The sequence below is a fragment of the Serratia sp. NPDC087055 genome (assembly GCF_044900985.1).
Taxonomy (GTDB): domain Bacteria; phylum Pseudomonadota; class Gammaproteobacteria; order Enterobacterales; family Enterobacteriaceae; genus Serratia.
This window is the reverse complement of sequence record NZ_JBJDOG010000001.1, coordinates 1,215,844-1,239,750: the sequence shown is the minus strand read 5'-3', so window position 1 is coordinate 1,239,750 and position 23,907 is coordinate 1,215,844. Positions and strand designations below refer to the sequence as shown.

Genomic DNA, 23,907 nt, shown 5'->3' with positions numbered 1-23,907 from the left:
TTCCTCTTGTTTATGTGACTACTTGTATTGCAGTTTGATGGGGCTTGCGCTGGCCTGTTGCGGGCCAGAGTCGTAGGTTTTCGGGAAGATCGACGCGGTTTTTCCTTGCCAGCGGTACTCGATTCGGCCGTTCAGTCCGGCTGAATGCGCATTGATCCACCAGTTGGCCAGCCAGGGCTGGGCGGGAAACGCAAAGCTAAAGTTCTGCTTTTTGCCCTGGCCGGCGGGGGTGTAGCTGGCACTGCCGGAAAGGGTTTTGAAATCAGCCTTCAGGTGTTCTGCCTCAAACAGCACGCTGTAAAAACCCAGGTCTTGCGGGGTAAGTGCGATAGCGTCTTGCCAGACGAGCGATTTTTCATAGCTTGAATAGTCGGAAAAGGTCACTTTGAGGGTGATTTCGCTGACCGGGGATGGCGTTTTTAACGTCACCGGCGGGAAGCTGGGCCATGGCATAGGCGTTTGTTCACCCGCATAGCGCAGTTCGATCGACATAATATTGAAGCCATTAGGGTTGAACCCCAGGCTGACCACGCACTGCCGATTTTTGATCGGTTTGTCCGGTCGGCTGGGCTCCGGCAACGGCGTTGGCGTAAAGGTGATAATGCTGTCGGCAGGCAGTTGACCAAGCAGGGCGGCGATATCCTGCTGCTGCGCGAGTAAATAGCTTTGCGGTACGCTATTGCTGTATTTCACGTCATAGCTGAGCTGGTTGGGGATTTCATCTATGGAGTGGATATTTCGCAGCGTGTTGCTGACCAATTGCGATGCGGTTTTCACCAGTGCGTTTCTGACCAGTTCGCGGGTCTGCTCCGACGGGGCATTGTCGAACTGCTCCAGAAGAGTGACCACGCCGGCGTCAATCTGTTGGTTAAGCAGAATGGCAATGGCCTCTGGCTGGCGAGCCTGTTGGTTGAAGGCCAGGGTCAAAAAGGCCACCCAGTCCGTTTCCAGCCTGGCGGTGACGCGGCTGCTGACGTTGAACTTGCTGTGCGTCACCAGGTAAACCTGGTTTTTGGCTCCGCGAATGGCATTGTCCAACAACGCTGACTCGGTATGCGTCAGGGGCATTTTGGACTGTTCAAACTCGACGTTATAACTGTCAGATTCAGGCTGGCGAGCAAAACGCAGGAACAAGGTCTGGCGAATATCCCCTTGTTCCAGGCGGATCGGTTTCGGCGCAGGAATGAAATGCTGGCGGATATAAGCCTCTATCGCCGCCGTATCGACCGGCATATTGGGAGCGATGAAGGTCGCCAGGCCGCCACCGGGGCTGGTCAGCAAATGCAGTGCGCTGATCTCGCCACCCGGGGTGTCCAGCATCACCTGGGGTATGAAACTGCCGTAGGTGTAGCACTCAGCAGGCAGGCTTTGGTCGTGGAACGCAAAGGCCCGGCCAAGCAGGAAAAAATTCTGCAATGTTTGTTGCGGGTTCAACTCGTCAGTATTCATTTTTCACCTTTGACATCAATCGTTTGATCGCCGGTCACAATCTCGGACCATGGGCTACCCTCGGGTTTGTAACGAAATCCGGCTGCAAAAATAGAGGTAACGTTCCATTGATATTTGAAGCTGTCCTGCTGGTGGGTGAAGATGTGATCCGTCGTGCGGCTTTCGTTTTGCTGCTGGAACGTCACCTTGAATGTGGGCAGGTTGTCCGGAAAATGGACGGTGATACGCGCCTGCTGTGCACCAAATTGTGGGAAGCTATAGGCACCAATGGTGGTGGCTTGGGTTATCGGCATGGGCAATACGACAACGCCGGTGTCGCCTAGCTGGTAGGCCGTTGCTTCGGCATAGGTTTCGTCGCCGAGAATGGGACAGCTGAAATAGGGGGCTGCCGCGGTTAACGCCAAATCCTGCAGCCAGCCGGCGGAATGATAAAGCCCGCTAATTCGGCTTTGCCGGGCAAAGCCCGGATCAATACTGATCGTCAGAAACTGGCAGGGCAGCGCGGTGTAATCGAGTACCAGCGCAGGCTGGGCGCAGGAGCGCAGTTCGCTGCTCAGCGTGAGCCAACGGCCATCCTGTGAATAGTTGACCCGAATTTGGTAGAAGAAAGGCGCCGCTTCCAACGCGCTGGTTCTGAAGCGGAAAATCAATCGACTTTGCTCCGGCGTCAGCACCTTGGTTTGCGTCTGCTCCACGGGGTAAATATCACCACCCGGTACGGTTAGCTGAATATCAATAGACACGCTGCTTTTCAGCCCAGGCGGGGAGGCGTAAAAGACGTTGATCTCCCGCTCGCCTGAGGGCAATGGTGGGGCCGTGGAACGGTGAATAATGGCATCGGGGGTGGCTTTGACGATTTGCTGCGCAGCGGCAAAGGGATCCAGTATGAAGCACAGAGGACGTCGGCTCAGCACCAGCGAATCGAGGTTGAAAATCACCCGGCCGCCTTGAGCAGGAACCGTCAGGGCGATCATCGCCGTGTTACTGGAGGCCGGACCGGCGTAGGGGGAACCCAGCAGATTGTATAGCCGATCAAGTAACGCCTGGCTGAAAAGCAGGTTGTGTTCGGGATCCTTTATCGGTAAAGGGGGGCTGATTTGCAGCGGCAACAAAGCAATATTTTGATAGAGATACTGTGTTAGCTGGCCGTAATCAAAGGCTACCCGATTGTCGCCGAGCGCCTGTGAACCCTTGACCCCGGCGGCTAAATCAAGCATCAACGCCCTGGGATCACATTCGACGGAGTAGGCCAGACGGGGCGAGACGCCCTCAACAACGCCGTCCAGACGGGCATTAAAACCGAGGGTTTCATCCCGCAGCGTTTTCTCAATCAGCTCGGTGCTGGCCGAATTGAGCAAAATAATAAATTGAGCGCACTGCGCCGAATACCAGGTGGCGTCATAGCTTTGCCCGCTGAGGGGGCTGTGATAGTCAATAGGGACGTCAAACCCCAGGCTACCGGGTAATATGGGCAGTACCTTAATGGCTTTATCCGGGTGCTGCCGTTTGAAGTCAGCCAGACTTTGCTCGCCGGCATACTGCAATTCGGTCGTGAAATTCAACCAGCCATAGACGCTGTCGGTACTGGGGCTGCGGACAATATCCAAAGAAAACGCCAGTGGGTCTGCCACCAGAATGCTGACGGATTCGGGGTATAAAAAGTAGGCGTCGTTTTGCCGATAAGCGGCAATAAATCTTTGCTTGTCAGTGACGATAATCTGCTGAAAGTCCGGGTATCCCTCATACATGAGATTATTTCCCCGCTTTATTGAGATGGTTCTGATAATCCTGATGCCATTCTTTTGGCAGTTTGTTCAGCACGTTCGCGGGCCGCTGATGATATTCATCCTCATAGACTCTTTGCATCTGGATATCACCCACCAATATGCCGTTGGCGTACAGGGTGTTATCGGTGTAGTGCCCGTCGGCGGAGGAGAGTTGCAGGTTGTAGACGTTCAGATCACCCTGCTGTTGAACAATGCTAATGATTTCACTTTCGCCATCCAGGGTAATTAATTTACTGGATGGGGTTAATTCTCGGGCGATGACTACGCCTGACGGTGTAATGAAAGGGTGCCCCAGACTGGCAGTGATATTTCTTGTCTGACCTGCGCTATTACGTACGTTGATCTCGAGATAATGCTGTTCCTGGCCGCGGGTGACCGCCTCAACGGTGAGCGGTTTATTATTTTTCGATAATACAATTTCACCAATATCAATCGCGGAAATCGATTTTTCACTGCCATCCTGCATTAGGATTTTGCTGTCCCCAGCCAGGCATCCGTACACAATACGCATCGGTTTTAACTGTACGGTATTTAAAAAACGTTGATCTGGCTCGATCTCTTTCGGCGCATTGGTAATAAAAGCAACGATGCTTTTCCCGTCAACGTTAAGAATGACCTTGAAAACATAATAGATCCATTCACCTGATTCGAAATTGACCTGATTAAATTTAAGCCAGTCCAAATCCCAGGAAATGTTGTTACCATTAATTCGGGTGTTGGGGGAAGTGAAAATATTGTAGTTGCCGAAAGGGGTGACGGGATCGCCACCCGCCCGCGTGCGTATCAGATAAATGGTGTTACTGGCTTTTACCGGCTGGCCGCCGTTGAGTTCAATTTGGCCAAAATAGGTGATGTTTCCCTTAATGGGAACTCTGACTGAACCGTCATAGGTATTCCGATAATCGCAGTCGGGTTCATCACGGGTTAAACAAATCTTTATTTCATTCGGATTGATAATACTTCGAGGTGATTCATTGAAAATATCTTTGGGGTAACTCTGCGTAGTGATAATTTCTGCACCGTATACTGTGTTTCTGTCAATCGTCTGTGCAAAGGTATAAATCACCGTGACCGGATAGTCGGTAGCGATCTGGCTGCCTGGGTAGACGCCATTGGCGCTGAGGGTACAGTCTGCGGCATAGACATAAGCCTGGTTGTAGTTCACCGTACCGACATTAACCGCTTCACCGTCAAACAACCCCAGGGTTTGCGTCACGTTGGCGGCGGATACCGGCAAGGAACCAATGGCGTCGGCACGGTAATTGCGGCCGTCTGTTGAATCCAACCGCACAATACTGTAGACCGGTTGAGCGGAGCCATTATTGGCCTCGTTCAACAGGCCGCCGCTGCGTTTAAGTTGCTTTGTCTGTTGCCAGCATTGGGTGAACTGCGGAGAGTACCCTGAGGTGAGACCGGCAAGTTTGAGTTGAATATCATAAAAACTGGCCAGCAAGGGGTCACCGGGATCAATAACAAACAACCCGGTGTTGGTATATTTGCTGATGACATTTTTGACAATATTCTTTTCATCTGATGTATAACCTTGTGTGATCATAATATCAGCACCCAATAATATTTAGATGTAAACGCAGGGGATAATGTGTGAGATAAAAAGAATTTTGGCCTTGCGCTTATTTACAGGTCTCTTTGCAGTAAGAGTAAATGGCGCTCAGACTGTCAGAACCCAAATATTGCTCAAATTCACCGTCGGTAGGGTCAATATCAGGATCCAGCGTCATGGCATATAACTCTTGTGCAAACATCGCTTTGGTCGCTGAAGGTTTACTCTTAAAATAGGCTTTCAACTTTCCTTTGCTGACTTTTCGTATCCAGGCAAATTCACCACCCAGGGCAACTTTCCCGGTGAAGATAAAGTCTTTACTGGTATAAAAACTAATGTCGTTAGGGTAAACCTGATAACGAACAACCTGTTGGACTTCAATATTTTGCAGAGTCTCTTCCCAGGTTTCTCTTTTGATTACGTTTAATGCGAAGTTCTTACCGTCAACCGGGCCGTCTTTTGCATCTGCGGTACCCCCGAATAACATTGGGCAACCTCTGGCAAAACCGGTGTTTTTTAAACCTAACAGGATGAAATCATTATTTCCAACAGCAGCTGGATTACTGTCGAGAATGACGTATTTTTTTATAGGCATAGTCAGGTCCTTATACATTTTTAAGTATAAAAATAAGGTTTTTGAGTCGCTTTGGGAGCGATGAATTACTCATCTTCAACAATAGCAATGGCGACTAAAAAATCAACTGACACATAAAAAGAAATGAAGTATTTTTTGTTTTCAAGAGAGATACTCATGTAAATCACCACGTTAAAAAACAGGAAAAAAAACTTTAAATAATCAAATAAACAGAAGGGGTTTGTTTTTAATTTGTTAAACTTGTCTTTTAAGTAAATTAAATCAATGAATTGGGGAGGGTGATCTTTAAGAAATGATTGTGGTGGTTTAAATAATTTGAATTTATTAGCGTTGGAATTAATTGCATGGTAGGAATTTCGTTAATCATAATTCTTATGAATAATTAATGAAGCAGCGAAAATAGTCATAAAAATACATCGATAGTTATATTTATACGTTGATAATTATATAAAATCAGAAAGGACACTGAAACGTTCGCCAGGTGTTGACCGGTGAACGTTTCTGGCCTGGCGCTGTTTTCAGACGTTATCTACCCGCGGATTAGAGTGGGTTGGTTGGCTAGGATACTCAACCTGGTGTTTGTGCAGATAGTCGCGTATGAGCTGGCGGATCACCTGGGAAGGGGTGACGTCTTGCTGCAAACACAGCTCTTCCAACGCTTTTTTCTTATCCGGATCAATGAGTACGGTTAAACGCGCCGTTTTCTTTTCCATGAGGGTGACTCCAGAGATTGATAATAATAATAAGAGCGCCGTGTTGTTTCAGCTAAAATGCAACCGCTCAATTTTGCGTGACAGATAGCCAAGATCGCAATTGAAGCTCGGCCCAATCTCGGCAGAAAGGCGGCGCAGCAAGTTTAGCGGCGTTTCAACATCGGCAGGTGACGCATAGATAATCACATTGCCGCTGGGCGCTACACAGTACAAAACGGTGTTAAATACGCGGTGCAAACTGTGGTACAGCAGTGAGTCCTCGTCCGGGACCTCATGGTAATTCAGCACGAGCCAACCCTGTGGCGAAAGCCGCGCGGCACACTGTTCAAGAAAGTGCTGGGTGCCCTGCTGAGGATCCATCGTAAAGGCGCTGTAGAGGTCAGAGAAAATCAAATCATAATACCGCGTTACGTTAGCCCGCAGATAATCGGCGGCATCCGTGACGTGCAAAATCACCCGTTGGTCGGCAGGTAGCGTGAAATACTGACGCGCAACGGACACCACTGCCTGACGCAGCTCTACCACTTCCAGCAGTATGTTGTCGTCATAGGCGTGCAGTGCGCGCACCAAGCCGCCACCCCCCAACCCCAGAATCAGTGCAGCAGAAGGGGGTTGCCAGGCCACGGCCATCAGCATGGTTTTAATGTAATTGTGAACCGGCACCTGCGGTGCGCTAATACACATTTTGCTCTGCTCGCAGATACCGTCGAAACGCAGGGTTCGGTAGCCTTTGTGGTCGGACACAATAATTTCACCGCAGTGATCTTGTTCCCGGGCGATGACCTGGCCACGAGGAGAGAAATCCAGCGTATTAAGCAATTTATCAACCAAAGACATAACGTTTTCGTTGAGCCTCCATCAGAAAAAACAACCTTACTTGCGGGCGCACATAAATTCGGCAGTACAAATACGGCGGCCATTGACCGTGGCGCGGCCTGTAAAGCGGGCAAGGCCCGAACGTTGCCGAACAAAGGCGACGTCCATACGAAGCTGGTCGCCGGGGCGGGCAGAACGATAGAAGCGGGCATGATGAATGGCCGCAAAATAGTAGTGTTCACCCGGCAACAGCGGGCTGAGATAGTAATGGGCTAACAGCCCGGTGCTTTGTGCCAGCGCTTCCACCATCAATATTCCGGGAAATACATTTACCTGATGATGACCGGCCCAAAATGTGGGCTCATTGGCGGTAATGTTTTTGATGGCGCTGAGACGCCCCTGCGCAATGGAAGTGCCGTCAGCCAGAATGCGATCGACCAGCAGACAGGGAAATCGGTGTGGCAGGATGGATTGAACGTCCTGGTACTGCAGTGGATTACCATTCAGCGGCATGATTTATCTAGGTCCTGTCAGCGGAAGCGTTCGGCTTACGCTCGCCTCTGCGCTTATCGAAGTGTAATAACATTATAATGTTATTATCATCAGATGGCACTAATAGAAATGGGTAACGTGGCAAGTGAATCCAATTTTAGTGACGATGTCACTTTAATTGCGCCTAAAGCGCCTGCTCAACAAATTGATTTTTAATGTTTTAATGTAATGGCGGGCAGAAGGGTTAGCCGCCATTGGGGCATGGCGGCTAAAGGGGATCAGTGCTTGTAGCGGGTCAGTTTATCGAGGTAGCCCATGACAAATGCGGAAAGCACAAAGGTGAGGTGGATAACCACATACCACATCAGCTTATTGTCCGGCACATTCTTGGCATCCATAAACACGCGCAGCAAGTGAATGGAGGAAATGGCGACAATCGACGCGGCCACCTTGTTCTTCAACGAGGTGGCGTCCATCTTACCCAGCCAGCTCAGCTTTTCTTTGTCGTCGCTGATATCCAATTGCGAAACAAAATTCTCGTACCCCGAGAACATCACCATCACCAGCAGGCCGCCGACCAATGCCATGTCGATCAATGAGAGCAGCGTCAGAACCAGATCTGCTTCGGCAATGGAAAAAATGTTCGGCAAAACATGAAGAATCTCCTGGAAGAATTTTACCGACAGTGCCAGCAAGGCCAGGGACAGGCCGAAGTAAACCGGGGCAAGCAGCCAGCGAGAGGCGTACATCGCATTTTCTAGAAAGCGTTCCATAGTCATCTGAGTTCATTACAAAAAGTGGGGCGTAGTATAACGCAAGAGGCCTGGCAAAAGGCAAGTGACGGTGAAATGAATGCGGGGTGTTCCACGGGCATTCGGGGAAAGGCACATGCCGTGAATCGCATTAGGTATTAACATCATTATCATTTATTTTCGCGATATATATTGAGCAATCTGAAAATCATACTACGATTTAAATGCTGCAATATAAGTCGGCAGCAGTTGTTTATATCGCAATTGAATTATATATAACGGAATGAATTAACCTACTGGAGATGGACATGGAAAATTCCCTGAATGGAAATACAAGCGGTTGGGACAGTGTTAATGATTTGCTCAATTACCATAATAGAGGTAATGGATTAACGATTAATAATAAGCCTTCTTTCGATGTGGAGGCGGCAGGTAAGCAAATAGCGCGCAGTGAACAGACCTGGAATGGCGTTCATATTACGGGACAAGGCGCGACGGTGACTTATTCCTTCCCGGTTTGGGATTATAACGAGGGTAACCTGAATGCCCGTTTCGGCAGCCAAGACACCGGCCTAAGTGCCTTTACCGCGCAGCAAAAAGCCCAGGCAAAACTGTCCTTACAGTCTTGGGCAGATGTGGCTAACCTGAATTTTGTCGAAGTTGCCCCCGGACAAAAATCCAATATTACCTTTGGTAATTACGAAGGCGACGGCCAGGCTTATGCAATTAAGCCCTTTACCGGAGCGGGTAATGACTATCGTGGGCATAATACCGATGGCCAAAGCTGGTTCAACATCAATTACGATTACGCGGATCCCCGCGACGGGGTTTACGCCAACCTATACCCTGAGCTTGGCAACTACGGCCGCCTGAGCATCACGCATGAATTAGGGCACACGCTGGGGTTAGATCACCCAGGTGCTTATAATGCCGGCCAAAACCCTAGCTATGCGAAGGGGACCTATGCCGAAGACACTCGCCAGTTCAGCGTGATGAGCTATTGGGATGAAGGCGTTACCGGTGGTGATAACGGCGGCTATTTTGCCGCAGCGCCTCTGGTTGACGATATTGCCGCTATTCAACATCTCTATGGCGCGAATACCAGTACCCGTACCGGGGATACGGTATACGGGTTCAACTCCAATACCGGCAGGGACTTCTACACGGCGACGGACAGCAGCCAGAAATTAGTTTTCTCCGTTTGGGATGCGGGTGGTAATGATACCCTTGATTTCTCCGGCTATACGCAGAACCAGCGCATCAACCTGACAGAAGGCTCCTTCTCTGATGTCGGTGGGTTGAAGGGGAACGTGTCCATTGCACTGGGTGCAATTATTGAAAATGCCATCGGTGGTTCGGGTAATGATGTTATCGTCGGTAATAACGCCGCCAATATTCTCCACGGCGGTGCCGGTAATGATGTGATCTACGGCGGTGGGGGGCAGGATCAGCTATACGGTGGCAGCGGCAACGATATTTTTGTTTTCGCAGCGGTGAGCGATTCACCTTTCGCATCCCCTGATAAGATCGTGGACTTTGAAACCGGCATCGACAAAATTGATCTGTCCTTCTTTAATCACGGCGCTAAAGGTGCGGACTTTATTCATTTTGTTGACAATTTCAGTGGCCAGGCAGGGGAAGCACTGCTGACCTATAATTCACAAAGCAATTTAAGTGAATTAGCGCTGAATATAAATGGTCACGCCTCTCCAGACTTCCTGGTTCAAATTGTAGGGCAGGCGAATACGGCGACAGACTTTATTGTTTAACTCAGTCACGGTGGGTTATGCCCACCGTTCTCTCAGGGTTTTTCATCCCTGCATGCTTGAACCTCCGTCTCCGGCCTACTGTAGTACCGCTATGTAAGGATTGCGTAAGCAATTGGGAAATAGTGCGTCAATACATCAATCAATATTATGACGATATTGCTTATGATAAGCATTATCATTATCATGTGTTTCATCAAGTCTACGTAGAAAGACCTTTATTTTTACATTATTACTTTTCATTAATATTGTTGAACCCGGTTAACTCCCGGGTGACGAAGCAACTGCGAGCTTATACTAATAATTAATGCAGGGTTAATACATGCGCAAAACTTTTAATTACCGGGGAATTATCGGGCAGTCCGTCCTATGCGGGGCTCTGGCCAGCACCACTTTTTACGTTAATGGTGAAGTAAATAAACCCTTAATACAAAAGACCACGCAAAATGAAGAGGAAATAACGGTTGTTGCACCGGTAATTGAAAAAAAAGCCGGAACAATAACCACGATTTCTGCACAAGATATGCAGAAAAAAGGGGGGAATGATTTTGGCTCAATAATGCGTTATGAAACGCTGATTGGTGCAACGGGTGTCAGTGGTGGCTCTTCTTCCGGGAAAAGCGGGTTCGATCGCAGTGGTTACACCGGATATAACATCCGTGGCCTGGAGAGTAACCGTGTCGGGCTGGATGTGGATGGGATCCCACAACCAGATGCGACTGGGCGTAGCTATGTTAGCCGTGCGGGGCTCAACACTTTCGGTATCGGCAGGGACTATCTTGACCCTTACATGTACGGCCAAGTGGACATTGAGTCGGGGGCGACGTCAACAGAACGCAGTAATACCTCTATCGGTGGCGCGGTATCGTTTTCACCCAAGACGGCGGACCAGTATCTGTCACCCACCAAGCAGACCTACTTTGGTTACCAAAGCGATTACGACTCATCCAATCGCAGTTGGCATAACGGCATCACCGCTGCCGCAGGCGATGAGCAGTTGCGAGGGGTGTTTGTGTATAGCCGCCGGGATGGGCAGGAAACGCAAAATAACAGTGGTACCAATGAGGCTTATCCGGCCAACTGGCATTCCAATGCGCTGATGGCTTCCGGCATCTGGCAACCCAGTGACGAGCACAAACTCACCGGCACGGTAGATTACTACGACAAAACCAACCATACCCATTACGACAGTTGGAATTCGGCCGGAAGCGCCATTCTGGGCACCGCACAGCAGCAGAGCAATACGCGCCGTTGGGGCGTCAGCCTGAAAGATGAATGGACGCCATACAATGATTTTGTCGATACCCTGACATCAAAAATCTATTACCAGCAGACTCAAGCACATGATAACACCTACATGCCGACCAGTACCGGCAGCATGGAGCGGGTTTACTCCGACTACAACGTTAACACCTACGGTTTTGAAACACAGATCGCCAAAACGTTGGGTCGCCATACGCTGAGTGGTGGGGTTAATGCACGCGTGGCGGATACCGAGCGACCATTCCGGGAAGAACCGGCGCCAAGCGCGTTCACCGCCATCATGCAGCCAGAGTCTGACAGCCGTAGTTACGTGCTGGGTGGGTATGTACAGGACCGGATCCAGTTTGATCTGGACGGACATGGCTTTGCCGTTGTACCCGGTGTGCGCGTGGCTCACCAAAGCACGAAACCGCAAAACCTGAGCAGTCTGACCACGGGGAGCGCGGTGCTCACGGAGTCTGAACTGGAAACGCTGTACGGCAAAAGCAATACTGACACGCAAGTCTTACCGTCACTCAGTTTCCAATACGACATTACGCCAACGCTGATGACTTATGTACAGTACAAGCGTGGGGCGCAGTTCCCTAACGCCAGTCAGCTGTATGGTTCATGGAACCTTGGCTCCAGCTATGCAGGTACGGCACAGTATGCGTTGATTGGTAACGCCGATCTGAAAACCGAGACCAGCAATAACCTGGAATGGGGCATGAAGGGAGACGTCGTTGAGGGTGTTACGGTGCGTACGTCGCTGTTCTACAACACCTATAAAAACTTTATTGCGTATACCCGCTATCAACGTGCCAGCAGCCCGGGCAAGTTCACTAACGTGCCTTCCAATATCTACACCATTTACCAGGCAGAAAACCGCGACAAGGCTTACATCTACGGCGGCGAAATCAGTACTCGACTGAATTTCGGCACCTGGTTTGAGCAGGTTAACGGTCTGAGCGCGAATTTTGCGCTGGGTTACAACCAAGGGAAATCCAAGTCTAGTTATTCAGGCGACAAATATGTCGATATTGACAGCGTCGCGCCAATGAAAGCCATTGTAGGGATGGCGTGGGATGATCCGGCGAAACGCTACGGTGCCGCCATTACTGCGACCTTTGTGAAAGGCAAACAGGCGGCAGCCACCAACCGTGAAAGCTATAGCAACGCCAGCGGCAGTACGCTCACTGACGCAACGGCCGAGTATTTGCGGGTGCCGGGTTACGGTCTGGTGGATATGTCGGCTTACTGGCAGGTTGCCCGTAATGTGAAGCTGAGCGGCGGGGTATATAACATCACCGACAGAAAATACCGTGATTATCTGAGCAGCCGTGAACTCACGGACTCTACCAAACAGGATGCTTACGATAATGCGCTGGCCGTTATGCCGGGAAGAACCTTCCAACTTGGCGTAAACGTCGATTTCTAAGCCCCGTCCTTGGATACACCTTTAGCCCAACAAGCACCTTTCTTATCGGAAGGCGCTTGTTACCTGATTATCCTGCCCATGAAGGAAAAAACCAATGAGAGCCTGGATTCTAGGATTATTGGCGCTGCCGTTTTCGGTTTTTGCCAACGAACGTGTGATATCGATTGGTGGAGACGTCACGGAAATTATTTATGCGTTAGGTGCACAGCAAGCATTGGTCGCGCGTGACAGCACCAGTCAACAACCGCTGCAAGCCACAGAGTTGCCGAATATCGGCTATATGCGTCAGCTCAATGCCGAAGGCATTTTGGCGTTGAAACCTACGCTGGTGATCGCCAGTGAACTGGCACAACCGTCGTTGGTATTACAGCAGCTTGAGCAGGTTGGCATTACCGTTGTAACGGTGACGGGCAAACCCGCGTTGAGCGTAATTAATGAAAAAATTGCCGTGATCGCCACCGCGCTCGGGCGTGAAAAAGAGGGGCAGGTTCTGCAGTCGAAACTGGCTCGTCAATTGGATGCCGTGCCAACCCATCCGCTGCCCATCAGGATATTGTTCATTATGGCACATACCGGTATCTCGGCGATGGGTGCCGGTAAAGGCACCGCGGCTGATGGCGCGATTCGCAGCACTGGTTTACAGAACGCGATGGCCAACGTGACTCGCTATCAGTTGCTGACCCAGGAAGGGTTAATTGCCGCAGCACCACAGTTACTGGTAATAGGTAAGGGCAGTCTGCGCAGGCTGGGCGGCGAAGTGAATCTCTGGAAATTACCTGGGTTGGCGTTTACGCCTGCGGGTAAGCAGCGGCACCTGCTGGTGATTGATGACAGTGCCTTGCTGAACTTTGGTTTGGCTATGCCGGCAGCCATGAGCCAATTACGGCAGGCTGCGCAAACGATAGTGCCTTAACCTTTAGCCCCTTTATTATCCACATGGCCCAAGGAACGCTCGGGGAAGCAGCGATCGCGCAGACGTTGCTTTAACGCAGATGCCTCTGGGAACCCACCGTCGATTTTTCGATCCCAAATGACTACGCCATCGACGGAAATTTCATAAATGCCGCCGGTACCCGGAACCAGCGTAACGGCAGCCAGATCGGTGTTGAAGGTGTGCAGCAGCTCTTGTGCCATCCACGCTGCGCGCAGTAGCCAGTTGCATTGCGAGCAATAGTGAATGGTGACGGCGGGGGATGTTTTCATTATCTGAACCTAAACGGATGAGGTAGCTAAGCATCATCAGTGGCCGCCGTAACCCTGTCAAGGCGATCAAAACGGCGGCATATGTGAGTAACGGGCTGAAATCAAGCTCAGAAGTTGGCACATCACCCTGGCGGCTGGCTGATTGAATAAGAATTACTTTCATTTGCCGGCCGTTATGCCATAGTGAAAGCCTTGTTGCCCGTTATCTGACCCCGTGCACACTATGACAACCCTGCCGTTTTCCACAGCACAGCATCAGCCAATTATTACGCCCGTTCCGCACCCCGAGCGCCTAAAATTTGCACCGCACATCCTGTTACATAGCGGTACCTGGCTGGAACCGCAGTCTGTCTGGGAAGATGATCCGTTGATCAACGGTATCAAACTGGCGCTGGTGCACAGTGGCGAGATGCAATGCCGGGTTACAGGGCAGGCCGAACGGCATATCGCTGAGCCTTCACTTTGTGCATTCAGTAACCTTGGCGACTTCGCCGTCACACACCGTTTTAAACGCAACACCCCTCTGCGCTACACCATTTTGCAATTAGAGAGCGACGGCCAGGATCAACATGCTGAACTGCTTCCGGCGGCATTAACGTCTCGGGCAGGGCAACCGCCGAAAATGCTTATCGGCCCGGCACCTAAACTGTTGTTGGCGTTATCCACACAGATTGCCACTTGCCCGTTGCAAGGTGCCACGCGCGATCTGTACTTGGCGGGTAAGGCGATGGAGCTCATCGCCATGAGCCTGCAACACCTGTCCGATGCCCCGTCAAAGGCGGCCGATCTACGCCTCTCACGATCGGACATTGAGCGTCTCCATGCCGCGCGCGATCTGTTGATTGCCAACCTGCCACATCCTCCAGGACTGGATCGTCTGGCGGCACAGGTGGGGATTAACACCCGCAAGCTCACCAACGGCTTCCGTCAGATCTTCGGCAACAGCGTTTTTGCATGGCTGCAAGAGTATCGCCTGCAACAGGCACACCGCATGCTCAGCGCTGAAGAGGCCAATGTTGCCACCATTGCCTATCGTGTGGGTTACAGCCCCGCACATTTATCCATCGCATTCCGCAAGCGCTTTGGCATTTCTCCCCGAGCGGTGAGGGCACGCTAACCGGCGGGCGATATAAAAAGTCCCGCTGTCAAAAGTATCCCCGCCGGAGCTCACCTGATTTTCCGCTATCGTAAGGTATGGAATTTTAAGGAGAGTGCGCGATGAAAGGGGCATTACACTGCCTGTTACGGCCGTATTACCGGCCACTGGCAGCGGCCATTTTTTTGCAGACGTTGGCAGGTCTATGTTCATTGGTCCCTTGGATCCTGCTGGGATATATCGCAGCAGAAACACAATCTGTTGCTGAAAGGGGTTGGCTGTGGCTTATCGCCGTCAGCGGCTTGGTGTGGCTGATCGGCCAGACGTTGGCACTGTATCTGACGCACAGCGTAGATGCCGGGCTTTGCCATCAGCTGCGCTTAACATTAGCGGAAAAATTGCAGCGTTTGCCGTTGAACTGGTTTGTACATCAAGGCCAGGATGGCGTAGCCCGTTACGTTGAGCAGGATGTAAGAGCGCTGCATCAGTTGATCGCCCATGCGCCGACGGATTTGGTGAATTTGCTGATTGTGCCATTGGTGGCCTTTGGTTATTTGTTCTCACTGAATATGTCGCTGGCGCTGTTTGCGCTGCTGCCCCTTAGCGCTGCGATTGGGTTGTTTTTGGCGATGCGAGCTCCCCGGTTCCGGGCCGATGTCGAACAGCGCGATCGTACGATGGAGGATATGCTGGAAAGCTACGGCACGCTGGCCAGTCATCCGGTTGCCGTGCGGCAGTATCCGCAGGCCGGGGTACAAGCGCAGGCACAGGCGGCAGCCGATCTTTTTGTGACGGCATTCAGCCATTGGGTTCAGCGTATCGGCCGTCTGAGCGCGGGTATGCAACTGCTGCTGGGGGCACCCTTGCTGGGGATTTGGGTCATTGCTGGCGCGTTGAGCTTGGGCGAGACGCCTCTGCCAGCCGCGCAACTGTGCGTATTTTTGTTGTTGGTTAAGGCAATTGCCGCACCGCTTCAGGCGATGGGGCATGGCGGTGATGCCCTGCGTAGTGCCCAATTGGCGGCAGAGCGGTTGAATACGTTGCTCGCTACGCCAGACATGGTGAGCGGAACACAACAGCCCGACATGACTGCGCCGGTCGATATTGAGGTGCGCGAACTCTGTTTTCATTACGATGATCAACCGGTTCTACAGAACATCAATTTTTCGCTGCCAGCCGGCAGTGTCACCGCGATTGTTGGGCCGTCGGGGGCCGGGAAAAGCAGCTTACTGTTGCTGTTGGCGCGGTTTATGGATCCGGACAGCGGGCAAATCCGGATCAAGAATCACCCTTTGGCGAGTCTGTCTGATGCCTGTCGTTTTCAACTGATCACCCCGGTATTGCAACAGGGATGTGCACTGGCACGCCCGTTGGATCAAAACATCGCGCTCTACCGTCCGGATGCCGATCAGGCCACTGTCCATGCCGCAGCAAAGGCTGCCTGTCTGCACGAGGACATCATGGCACGGCCGTTGGGTTACCAAAGCATACCGGGACAAGACTTACAGCTTTCAGGTGGAGAACTGCAACGCTTGTCTATTGCACGGGCCTTGCTGTCTCCGGCACCGATTTTACTGCTGGATGAACCCACGTCGGCGCTTGATCCGCAAACTGCCGCGGCCTTATTAGGTCGCCTGCGTCAGCGGCCGGGCACCACGGTGATCGTCAGTCACCGATTGGCCGATGTCATGGATGCCGACAGTATTCTCGTGCTGGAGCGCGGGCAGTTAGTCGCCAGTGGCAACCACCGGCAATTATTAGCCGCCGGGGGCCTTTATCGCCGGCTTTGGGACAGCCAGGGAGACAGTTATGGCTATTAATATGACACGCCTGAAATTTTTGCCATCTCGGGATCGGACGCCGCTGGTGAAGACACTGTCGTGGATGACGCTGTGCGCCGTGCTGGATGGTGTCGCCGGTCTGATGTTAGTACCGCTGATCGTCGCCTGGTTCAGCGGCACCAGCGCGCAAATTTGGTCGGCATTTGGGGCGTTGCTGGCGGCCACCGCGGTGTATGGCGTCGTGATGTTTTGGGCGACGCTGAAAGGGTATTTGGCTGGCTGTACGGTAGTACGGATACTGATCGGTGCTTTGATCCAGCATATTCCGCGTATACCCGCCAACCTGCTTGGCAGGGTGAATTTGCCGGGGTTGGTGCGGGGGCCGGTACTGACGGCCATGGCAATCCCCGCGCATTTGCTGGCTCCATTGATTACGGCGGTTGTGACCCCTGCAACGGTTATTGTTGGGTTGGCGTTTATCGATTTGCCGCTGGCCTGTTGCCTGTTGATCGCCGCGGTACTGTTAGGCGTGGGGCTACGTTGGGGAGGGCAACGGACGCTTGCCCTGGAAGATCAACGGCATTTGGCAGAACAGAACAGCGCCGCGCAGCTGGCCGAGTTTGGGCAACAACAGGCGTTACTGCGCACCGCGGGGTTGAATCAACAGGCCGGACAGCGGTTGGTACAGGCACTGACCGCGCAGTACCGGAACGTGGTGCAACTTCAACGACGCTCATTACCTATCACGTTGGTCTTTGCCGGTGCGGTACAGGCGGTATTCTTGCTGGTGTTACTGCTGGGGGCCTGGCGGGTCAGCAGAGGTGAACTGACCATCCCGCTGTGGATTGCCGAAATGGTGCTGTTAGTCCGGTTTATCGAACCCTTGGCGGCAATGACGCAGCTTGGCCAGTCGCTACGCAATGCCTGGCAGGCGTTGATGCAGGTGCTCAGGGTTTTGGAAACACCCTCAATCCAATTCGTACAACCCGGTGAGACGCCGGCGGACAGCCATGTGATCGCGCGGCAGGTCAGCTACCGCTTGCCGGACGGCCCGGTGCTGCTTAGCAATATTGACCTTGATATTCCACCGGGTAGATTGCTGGCCATCGTCGGCCCATCCGGCGCGGGTAAGAGCACTTTATTGAGTGTTCTGGCGCGTAACACCGACGCTACCGAAGGGCTGATCACGGTTGGTGGGGTGGATATTCGTCAGCTTGACGCACCAACCTTGGCAGGGTGTCGCAATGTGTTATTGCAAGATACGCCGCTGTTCCGGGGAAGTGTTCGCTGGAACCTCCAATTAGCGAATCCGGCGTTAAAAGAACATGAAATGCAGGAGGCGCTGTCGGCGGTAGGCCTGCAACAGGAGATCGCCCGTTTACCGCAGGGGTTGGACAGCGATGTTGGCGTGGGCGGTGCGGCATTGTCCGGGGGGCAACGGCTGCGCCTTTGTCTGGCGCGAAGCCTGTGTGCCAAAACGCCCATCCTTTTGCTGGATGAACCCACCGCGAGCCTGGACTCACTCAGCGTTAACCGCGTGATGGCATTGCTGGCACGTCAGCGTGGGCGTGCCAGCTGCATTTATGTCACTCATAACCCTCGATTGGCGGCGCTGGCCGACAGTATTGTCATTGTGGCCGCGGGGCGGTTACGCCACAGGGGGAGCCATACTCAGTTGTTAGCCGAAGATCGCTGGTATCGAGAGTTTTGTGCTGAAAATGGCCAAGAGGCCGGACACGCTTAAAACACATAGCCGCAGAGGCTGCGGCTATGTGTTTGACGTTCTATACCATCAGGCAGCGGCACGCGAGGGGGCCTTGGCTAACAGCCGCAGTACCAGCCCTCCGGTCGCCGCCAACGTTGCCAATGCGATCACCCCAGGCCAACCGGCACTTTCCAGGATCTTGCTGCCTAAAGCGGCGCCGCTCGCCATGCCGATAAACACCAGAGTAAACATGATGGCATTAAGGCGGCTGCGGGCGGCCGGGTTAATGGCGTAGATGATCGTCTGATGCGCCACCAACGTGGCCTGTATTCCGAGATCAAAACCTACCGCACTTATGGCGATCAGGGTCAACTGCGCGGGTACTGACAGTAACGGCAACAAAAACATCAGGGCAAATGAACACACCACCATGGCGGCGCCGATTTTAGTGACATAGTCGGGGCCATGACGATCTGCCAGTGTGCCGGCCAAGGGGGCCGCCAGTGCTCCCGCCGCGCCAGCCAGTCCAAAAGCACCGGCCACTGCGCTACCTAACTGATACCGTTCCGCCAGCATTATCGCCAGTGTTGACCAGAAAGCGCTAAACGCAACCGACAATAAACCTTGCGCCAGGGCTGCACGCCGTAAGGCTGGGTACTCTGTCCACAACGTGCCTAATGAACGCAGCAGCGCCGGGTAGCTCAACGTGGTATTGGGTTTAAAACGCGGTAATACAGCCCCCATCGCGAGGGTAATGGCCAGTACCCCTAATGCCGCCAGGAGGTAAACGCTGCGCCAGCCAAAATATTCCGCAACCACGCCGCTGAAAACGCGCGATAGCAAAATGCCGGCTAATAGCCCGGTCATCACTGTCCCCACGGTTTTTCCCCGGTTGGCGTCAGAAGCCAGCGTAGCGGCTGCCGGTATGATGTCTTGCGCAACCGTTGCAGCTAACCCGATCGCCAGACTGCTGAGCAACAGCAGTGGGAATGAAGCGGAAAAACCACAAAGCAGCAAGGTCAGCGCCAGCAGTACGCCTTTAATCCGGATGATTTGCCGACGATCGTGACGATCACCCAGCGGGGCCAATAATAATATCCCCAGCGCGTAGCCTATTTGTGTCAGTGTCGGCACCAGGCCGGTATCACTCACTCCGGTGTGGAATGCATCACCCATAATGCTCAGCATGGGTTGGCTGTAGTAGATGGACGCCACACTCAGACCGGCCCCCGTTGCCAGCAGAAAAACAACGTTGGAGGAAAGGGTGGTGGTGTCGACTGATGAAAGTAGGCGCATGTTGGTTATCCAGAACAGGTTAAGTGCGGCTATTTTTGCCGTTCTTCGCCGCCAACTGTAGCCCCAGGACAGGTAAAACTGTTATACGTATTACGTATGAATAAAAACTCATTTCCGAATGGCGACCGCATAGCCATGTTGCAAACGCTGGTACGTATCGTTGACAGCGGCAGCCTTTCCGCGGCGGCAGCGCAAATGCAGACGTCGCAGCCCACCGTTAGCCGGCGCCTACAGGTGCTGGAACAACTGCTGGGCGTTAAGTTAATCCAACGCACGACGCACACCATGAAGCTGACGGATGACGGCGAACGTTGTTATCAGCATGCGCGTAAGCTGATTGAACAGTGGCAGATCATGGAGGATGAGCTGCGGGGTGCGCGCGATGAGCCGGTGGGCATATTGCGGGTGCGGGCGCCGCACGCCTTTGGTCAGGACCAGTTGATTGGGCCGTTGGGCGATTATTTGGAACGTTATCGCCAGACCAGTGTGGAATGGACGCTCAACGATCACTCGCCCGATTTCATTCCTGAGGGCGTGGATTGTGCGATCCACGTCGGTGCCGTGACCGATCCTTCGGTGGTTGCCGTATTGTTGGCGGAAGTGCCGCGCATCGTGGTAGCGGCGCCAGGGTTATTGACAGGAGGCACTCCGCTGAATCAAATCGGCGATTTAGCGCAACTGCCTTGGCTGGCGCTAAACAGCTTTTATCGCAATGAAGTCACGTTGACCCATCACGACACCGGGGAGACCTGCCGTTTTGACATTGCGCCCAGATTAAGCACCGACAGCCTTTACGCGGTGCGTAAAGCCGCGTTAAACGGTGTTGGGGTCGCAATGTTGTCGTCCTGGGTAGTTAAACAGGATCTGGAGCAGGGGCAACTTATCCCATTGATGCCGGACTGGCGTGCGGCGCCATTACCGATCTATTTGCTTTACCCGTACGCCAGTTACTACCCGGCGCGTCTGCGTAAATTTCTGGCGTTGATGAAAGAGGTGATGCCACGCATCACGGGGGCTCAGCCGCCCATTCCGTGAAAGGGGCACACAGCGGAATTGGTCGTTGCCGAAGGCATAAACAGCGCAAATGTAGAGTCGTGGTGGCGGGATTCAACCTGATTGGCGGCGGTATCTGTTTGATAATCGAATCAACAGTGACCGTCCCTTTCAAACGAGAGAATCGCCATGCACTTTACTCAAGCCATTGCCAGACTCCCTGCCGATAGCTGCGGCAGCGGACAAACTACCGCGCAACTGGGCGCGCCGGATGTCGCCGCCACCGCTCAGCAGTTTTTGGCCTACGTGGACACCTTGCTCCGCCTGGGGCTCAAAGTGACGGTGTTGCCCGCTGCGCCGGCCTTTCCTGATGCACACTTTGTCGAAGACACGGCGGTGGTAATGCCGGAGTTGGCGATAATCACTCATCCCGGGGCACCCAGCCGTCAGGGCGAGGTTGACACTATTGCCCCCCTGTTTGCCGGTGAGCGGCCAGTGGTGCGGATGAGCACAAGTGGCCATCTCGATGGCGGTGATGTGCTGTTGGTTGATCGCCAGTTCTTTGTCGGTCTGACGTCACGTACGGATGATATCGGTATTGGTGAGTTTGCCGCAGCGGTAGAACCCTATGGTTACCGAGTGACTGCGATTGAGGTAAGTGCCGGGCTGCACCTGAAATCGATAGTTAACTATGTTGGCCGCAATACCCTGTTACTGACGGAAGATTACCAGCACCATCCTGACTTTCGCGCTTACAGCAGCATTGTCATTCCAGAAGCCGAGTCCTACGCCGGTAACACACTGTGGATCAACGATACGTTGATTACCCCGCAGGGCTATCCGCAGACCTTGGCGAAAATTGAAACGTTAGGGATGCCGATCGTTCAGCTCGACACCAGTGAATTCAAAAAAATGGACGGCGGCCTGACCTGCCTGTCACTTCGTTTCTAGTATTTTCTTTCACCGGGGATCTCAGCCATGAAAAAAACATTAGCCGTTTTATTGACCAGCCTGGCACTGGGTGGCCCAGCGGCGGCCCAGGCCTTTGACACCATCAGTTTTGGCGTTGATGGCGGTTATCCGCCCTTTGATGTGCTTGCACCCAATGGGGAGATCACCGGTTTCGATATTGATATTGCCAATGCATTGTGTACCCAACTGCATGCCAGATGCGTGTTCGTCAAACAACCTTTTGAGAGCATGATCGCTGCGCTCAATGCGCATAAGTTCGATGCGATTATTGCTTCGCTGACCATTACCGATGAGCGTAAAAAGGAAGTGGACTTCACCGATCGCTATTACCGCAGTTCCGCCCAGTTAGTGGCACGCAAGGGCAGTAATTTACTGCCAGAGGTCGCCAGCCTGAAAGGGAAAACTGTCGGCGTACAGACAGGTTCAATCCATGAGGCCTATGCGAAACAGCACTGGGGCGGGAAGGGCGTGAAGATTGTTTCCTATGCCAATCAGGATAATGTCTATCTGGATCTGATGTCCGGCCGTATTAATGCGTCGTTACAGGATAACACTCAGGCTGCCAGCAGCTTTATCGATACGCCTCGCGGACAGAAGTTTGCCTTCGCCGGTCCGGTGATCAACGACAGCAGTATTTCCTCCGACGTGGGTATCGCAGTGGGTAAAGACAACCCCACTTTGCGAGATGCGCTTAACGGTGCAATAAAAGCCATTCGCGCCGACGGCACTTATGAGGCCATCCAGAAAAAATATTTCAGCTTCGATATTTACGGTGACTAAACCGGCTCGCTAACGCCGGCTGACCCGGCATTCAGTTAAATTGGGGAGGCCGGGAATGGTCGTAGAGTATTTGCCATTGCTGATACAGGGCGCGGCGCTGTCGCTGTGCGTGATGCTGGTTTCGTTGGCCGTTGCCTTGGCGCTTGGGCTGATTAATGCGGTGATCAAACTGTTCGGTCCGCGCTGGCTGCGTTGGGTTTCAACGGGTTATACCACCCTGGTGCGTGGCATTCCTGAACTGGTGATCATGCTGCTGCTGTTCTTTGGCGGTGAGATGCTGGTTAACGGCGCGCTTGGTTTGCTGGGGCTGGGCCCCCTGCATTTCAACACCTTTATCTCCGGGGTACTGGCGATAGGCTTCGTGTTTGGCGCTTACTATACCGAAACCTTCCGCGGCGCATTTCTCACCGTGGAGCGCGGCCAGCTTGAGGCGGCGATGGCCTACGGCATGAGCCCCGGCCAGGTGTTCCGGCGCGTGCTGTTACCGCAGATGCTGAGCTTCGCCATTCCCGGCATTAATAATAACTGGCTTGGGTTGATGAAGGCTTCAGCGCTGGTGTCGATCCTCGGGCTGGAGGACATGGTGTGGTTGGCGGAGCAAGCGGGGCGCGCAACGCAAAAACCTTTCCTGTTCTATTTCCTGGTGGCACTGATTTATATGGTGATCACCGCGATCACCAGTTGGGGCTTTAGCCTGCTGTCGCGGCGTTATGCGCTGGCGTCGTCGAATTCGGCAGGAGCACGCTGATGAACCTGCAAAACATGCTGGAAGCGGTGCCGAGCTTTTTATGGAGTGATGGCTCTGATGTGACCGGGCTGGCAATGACCGCCAAGTTATTCTTGCTGTCGGTTGTACCCGGTTTATTGTTGGCGATGCTAATGGCGATCGGCCAGGTTTATGGCCCACGGCCGGTGGCTTGGCTCATACGCAGCATCACTTACTTTTTTCGCAGTACGCCGCTTTATCTACAGTTGATGCTGATTTATTACGGCCTGTCGCAGTTTGATGTGGTGCAGTTGGGCTGGCAGAACGATCAGCCATTCTGGCTGCTGTTTCGTGACGCGACGTTCTGCGCCACGCTGGCGCTGGTGCTCAATACCAGTGCCTACGTCGCACAGTTGTTGGCCGGTATGATGGAGACTTTCCCGCGCCAGGAGTGGATTGCCGGCGAAGCCTATGGCATGAGCCAGTGGCAGATCATTCGCAGGCTTGTCCTACCTGCGACGCTGCGGCGTGGCATTCCTGCACTGAACAACGAGATGGTCTTCTTACTGCATGCCACGTCGCTGGCCAGTACCGTTACGCTGTTGGATATCACCGGTGTGGCGCGCGCCCTTTATGCCGCAACCTATTCACCTTTTGTTCCGTTCCTGATGGCAGCGGCGCTGTACCTGCTGTGTACCTTCCTGCTGATCTTCCTGTTTTCACGGGCAGAACGGCGCTGGCTGGCGTTTATTCGCCGCGATTAA

General features: G+C 52.9%; 21 protein-coding genes. 11 read left to right on the top strand and 10 right to left on the bottom strand.

Annotated elements, in window-relative coordinates:
* Positions 1-18: 18 nt before the first annotated feature.
* The 8 genes from ACI2J2_RS05825 to ACI2J2_RS05790 form a co-directional block, all read right to left on the bottom strand.
* Positions 19-1,449 (bottom strand): hypothetical protein, encoded by a 1,431-nt coding sequence (locus tag ACI2J2_RS05825; RefSeq protein ID WP_404759641.1) that lies wholly within the window; start codon positions 1,447-1,449, stop codon positions 19-21.
* Complete coding sequence (locus tag ACI2J2_RS05820; protein WP_404759640.1) at positions 1,446-3,197, bottom strand: hypothetical protein; 1,752 nt, start codon at positions 3,195-3,197, stop codon at positions 1,446-1,448. Before ACI2J2_RS05820 ends, ACI2J2_RS05825 begins: the two co-directional genes overlap by 4 nt.
* A 4-nt stretch (positions 3,198-3,201) precedes the next feature.
* Positions 3,202-4,791 (bottom strand): Hint domain-containing protein, encoded by a 1,590-nt coding sequence (locus tag ACI2J2_RS05815; protein ID WP_404759639.1) that lies wholly within the window; start codon positions 4,789-4,791, stop codon positions 3,202-3,204.
* Between the two features lie 76 nt (positions 4,792-4,867).
* Positions 4,868-5,392: a hypothetical protein gene (locus ACI2J2_RS05810; RefSeq protein ID WP_404759638.1), complete on the bottom strand. Its 525-nt coding sequence runs from the start codon at positions 5,390-5,392 to the stop codon at positions 4,868-4,870.
* 518 nt (positions 5,393-5,910) lie between these two features.
* Complete coding sequence (locus tag ACI2J2_RS05805; RefSeq protein ID WP_037415083.1) at positions 5,911-6,105, bottom strand: ribbon-helix-helix protein, CopG family; 195 nt, start codon at positions 6,103-6,105, stop codon at positions 5,911-5,913.
* 48 nt (positions 6,106-6,153) lie between these two features.
* Positions 6,154-6,942 carry a spermidine synthase gene (locus ACI2J2_RS05800; protein WP_209633321.1) on the bottom strand — a complete coding sequence of 263 codons (789 nt, stop codon included), beginning with the start codon at positions 6,940-6,942 and terminating at the stop codon, positions 6,154-6,156.
* Positions 6,943-6,978: 36 nt separating this feature from the next.
* A complete protein-coding gene (gene fabZ / locus ACI2J2_RS05795) occupies positions 6,979-7,434 on the bottom strand; it encodes a 3-hydroxyacyl-ACP dehydratase FabZ (RefSeq protein WP_265556874.1) in 456 nt (151 codons plus the stop codon).
* A 257-nt stretch (positions 7,435-7,691) separates the two neighbouring features.
* Positions 7,692-8,186, bottom strand: coding sequence for a TIGR00645 family protein (locus ACI2J2_RS05790; RefSeq protein ID WP_209634202.1), 495 nt, complete (start codon positions 8,184-8,186; stop codon positions 7,692-7,694).
* Between the two features lie 287 nt (positions 8,187-8,473).
* On the opposite strand from ACI2J2_RS05790, the gene ACI2J2_RS05785 reads away from it, so the two are divergent.
* The 3 genes from ACI2J2_RS05785 to ACI2J2_RS05775 all read left to right on the top strand — a co-directional run bounded on the left by ACI2J2_RS05785 (position 8,474) and on the right by ACI2J2_RS05775 (position 13,524).
* Positions 8,474-9,934: a serralysin family metalloprotease gene (locus tag ACI2J2_RS05785; RefSeq protein WP_209633326.1), complete on the top strand. Its 1,461-nt coding sequence runs from the start codon at positions 8,474-8,476 to the stop codon at positions 9,932-9,934.
* A gap of 319 nt (positions 9,935-10,253) precedes the next feature.
* Positions 10,254-12,611, top strand: a complete 2,358-nt coding sequence (locus ACI2J2_RS05780; RefSeq protein ID WP_209633328.1) for a TonB-dependent receptor domain-containing protein — start codon at positions 10,254-10,256, stop codon at positions 12,609-12,611.
* 94 nt (positions 12,612-12,705) lie between these two features.
* Positions 12,706-13,524, top strand: coding sequence for a hemin ABC transporter substrate-binding protein (locus ACI2J2_RS05775; protein WP_404759637.1), 819 nt, complete (start codon positions 12,706-12,708; stop codon positions 13,522-13,524).
* Here ACI2J2_RS05775 and ACI2J2_RS05770 read toward each other — a convergent pair.
* The gene (locus ACI2J2_RS05770) at positions 13,521-13,814 is read right to left on the bottom strand and encodes a SelT/SelW/SelH family protein (protein ID WP_209633332.1); all 294 of its coding nucleotides are present in this window, start codon (positions 13,812-13,814) and stop codon (positions 13,521-13,523) included. The two genes, ACI2J2_RS05775 and ACI2J2_RS05770, sit on opposite strands and share 4 nt — an antisense overlap.
* 223 nt (positions 13,815-14,037) lie before the next feature.
* Between ACI2J2_RS05770 and ACI2J2_RS05765 the strand changes: the two genes are divergently transcribed.
* From ACI2J2_RS05765 to ACI2J2_RS05755, 3 genes are all read left to right on the top strand, one after another.
* Entirely contained in the window at positions 14,038-14,931 is an 894-nt protein-coding gene (locus ACI2J2_RS05765; RefSeq protein ID WP_404759636.1) for a helix-turn-helix domain-containing protein, read from the top strand.
* A gap of 101 nt (positions 14,932-15,032) precedes the next feature.
* Positions 15,033-16,730, top strand: coding sequence for an ABC transporter ATP-binding protein (locus ACI2J2_RS05760; RefSeq protein ID WP_209633337.1), 1,698 nt, complete (start codon positions 15,033-15,035; stop codon positions 16,728-16,730).
* Positions 16,720-18,435 carry an ABC transporter ATP-binding protein gene (locus ACI2J2_RS05755; protein ID WP_404759635.1) on the top strand — a complete coding sequence of 572 codons (1,716 nt, stop codon included), beginning with the start codon at positions 16,720-16,722 and terminating at the stop codon, positions 18,433-18,435. The genes ACI2J2_RS05760 and ACI2J2_RS05755 overlap by 11 nt, the downstream gene beginning before the upstream one ends.
* Positions 18,436-18,483: 48 nt before the next feature.
* Here ACI2J2_RS05755 and ACI2J2_RS05750 read toward each other — a convergent pair whose 3' ends face one another.
* Positions 18,484-19,692 (bottom strand): MFS transporter, encoded by a 1,209-nt coding sequence (locus ACI2J2_RS05750; RefSeq protein WP_404759634.1) that lies wholly within the window; start codon positions 19,690-19,692, stop codon positions 18,484-18,486.
* A gap of 96 nt (positions 19,693-19,788) precedes the next feature.
* Here ACI2J2_RS05750 and ACI2J2_RS05745 point away from each other — a divergent pair, with 96 nt between their 5' ends.
* The 5 genes from ACI2J2_RS05745 (at position 19,789) to ACI2J2_RS05725 (ending at position 23,907) form a co-directional block, all read left to right on the top strand.
* Complete coding sequence (locus tag ACI2J2_RS05745) at positions 19,789-20,727, top strand: LysR family transcriptional regulator (protein ID WP_404759633.1); 939 nt, start codon at positions 19,789-19,791, stop codon at positions 20,725-20,727.
* 147 nt (positions 20,728-20,874) lie between these two features.
* Entirely contained in the window at positions 20,875-21,636 is a 762-nt protein-coding gene (locus tag ACI2J2_RS05740; RefSeq protein ID WP_404759632.1) for a dimethylarginine dimethylaminohydrolase family protein, read from the top strand.
* Between the two features lie 27 nt (positions 21,637-21,663).
* Positions 21,664-22,437: an ABC transporter substrate-binding protein gene (locus ACI2J2_RS05735; RefSeq protein WP_404759631.1), complete on the top strand. Its 774-nt coding sequence runs from the start codon at positions 21,664-21,666 to the stop codon at positions 22,435-22,437.
* A gap of 55 nt (positions 22,438-22,492) precedes the next feature.
* Positions 22,493-23,185, top strand: a complete 693-nt coding sequence (locus tag ACI2J2_RS05730; RefSeq protein ID WP_209633349.1) for an ABC transporter permease — start codon at positions 22,493-22,495, stop codon at positions 23,183-23,185.
* Positions 23,185-23,907: an ABC transporter permease gene (locus tag ACI2J2_RS05725; protein ID WP_209633351.1), complete on the top strand. Its 723-nt coding sequence runs from the start codon at positions 23,185-23,187 to the stop codon at positions 23,905-23,907. The genes ACI2J2_RS05730 and ACI2J2_RS05725 overlap by 1 nt, the downstream gene beginning before the upstream one ends.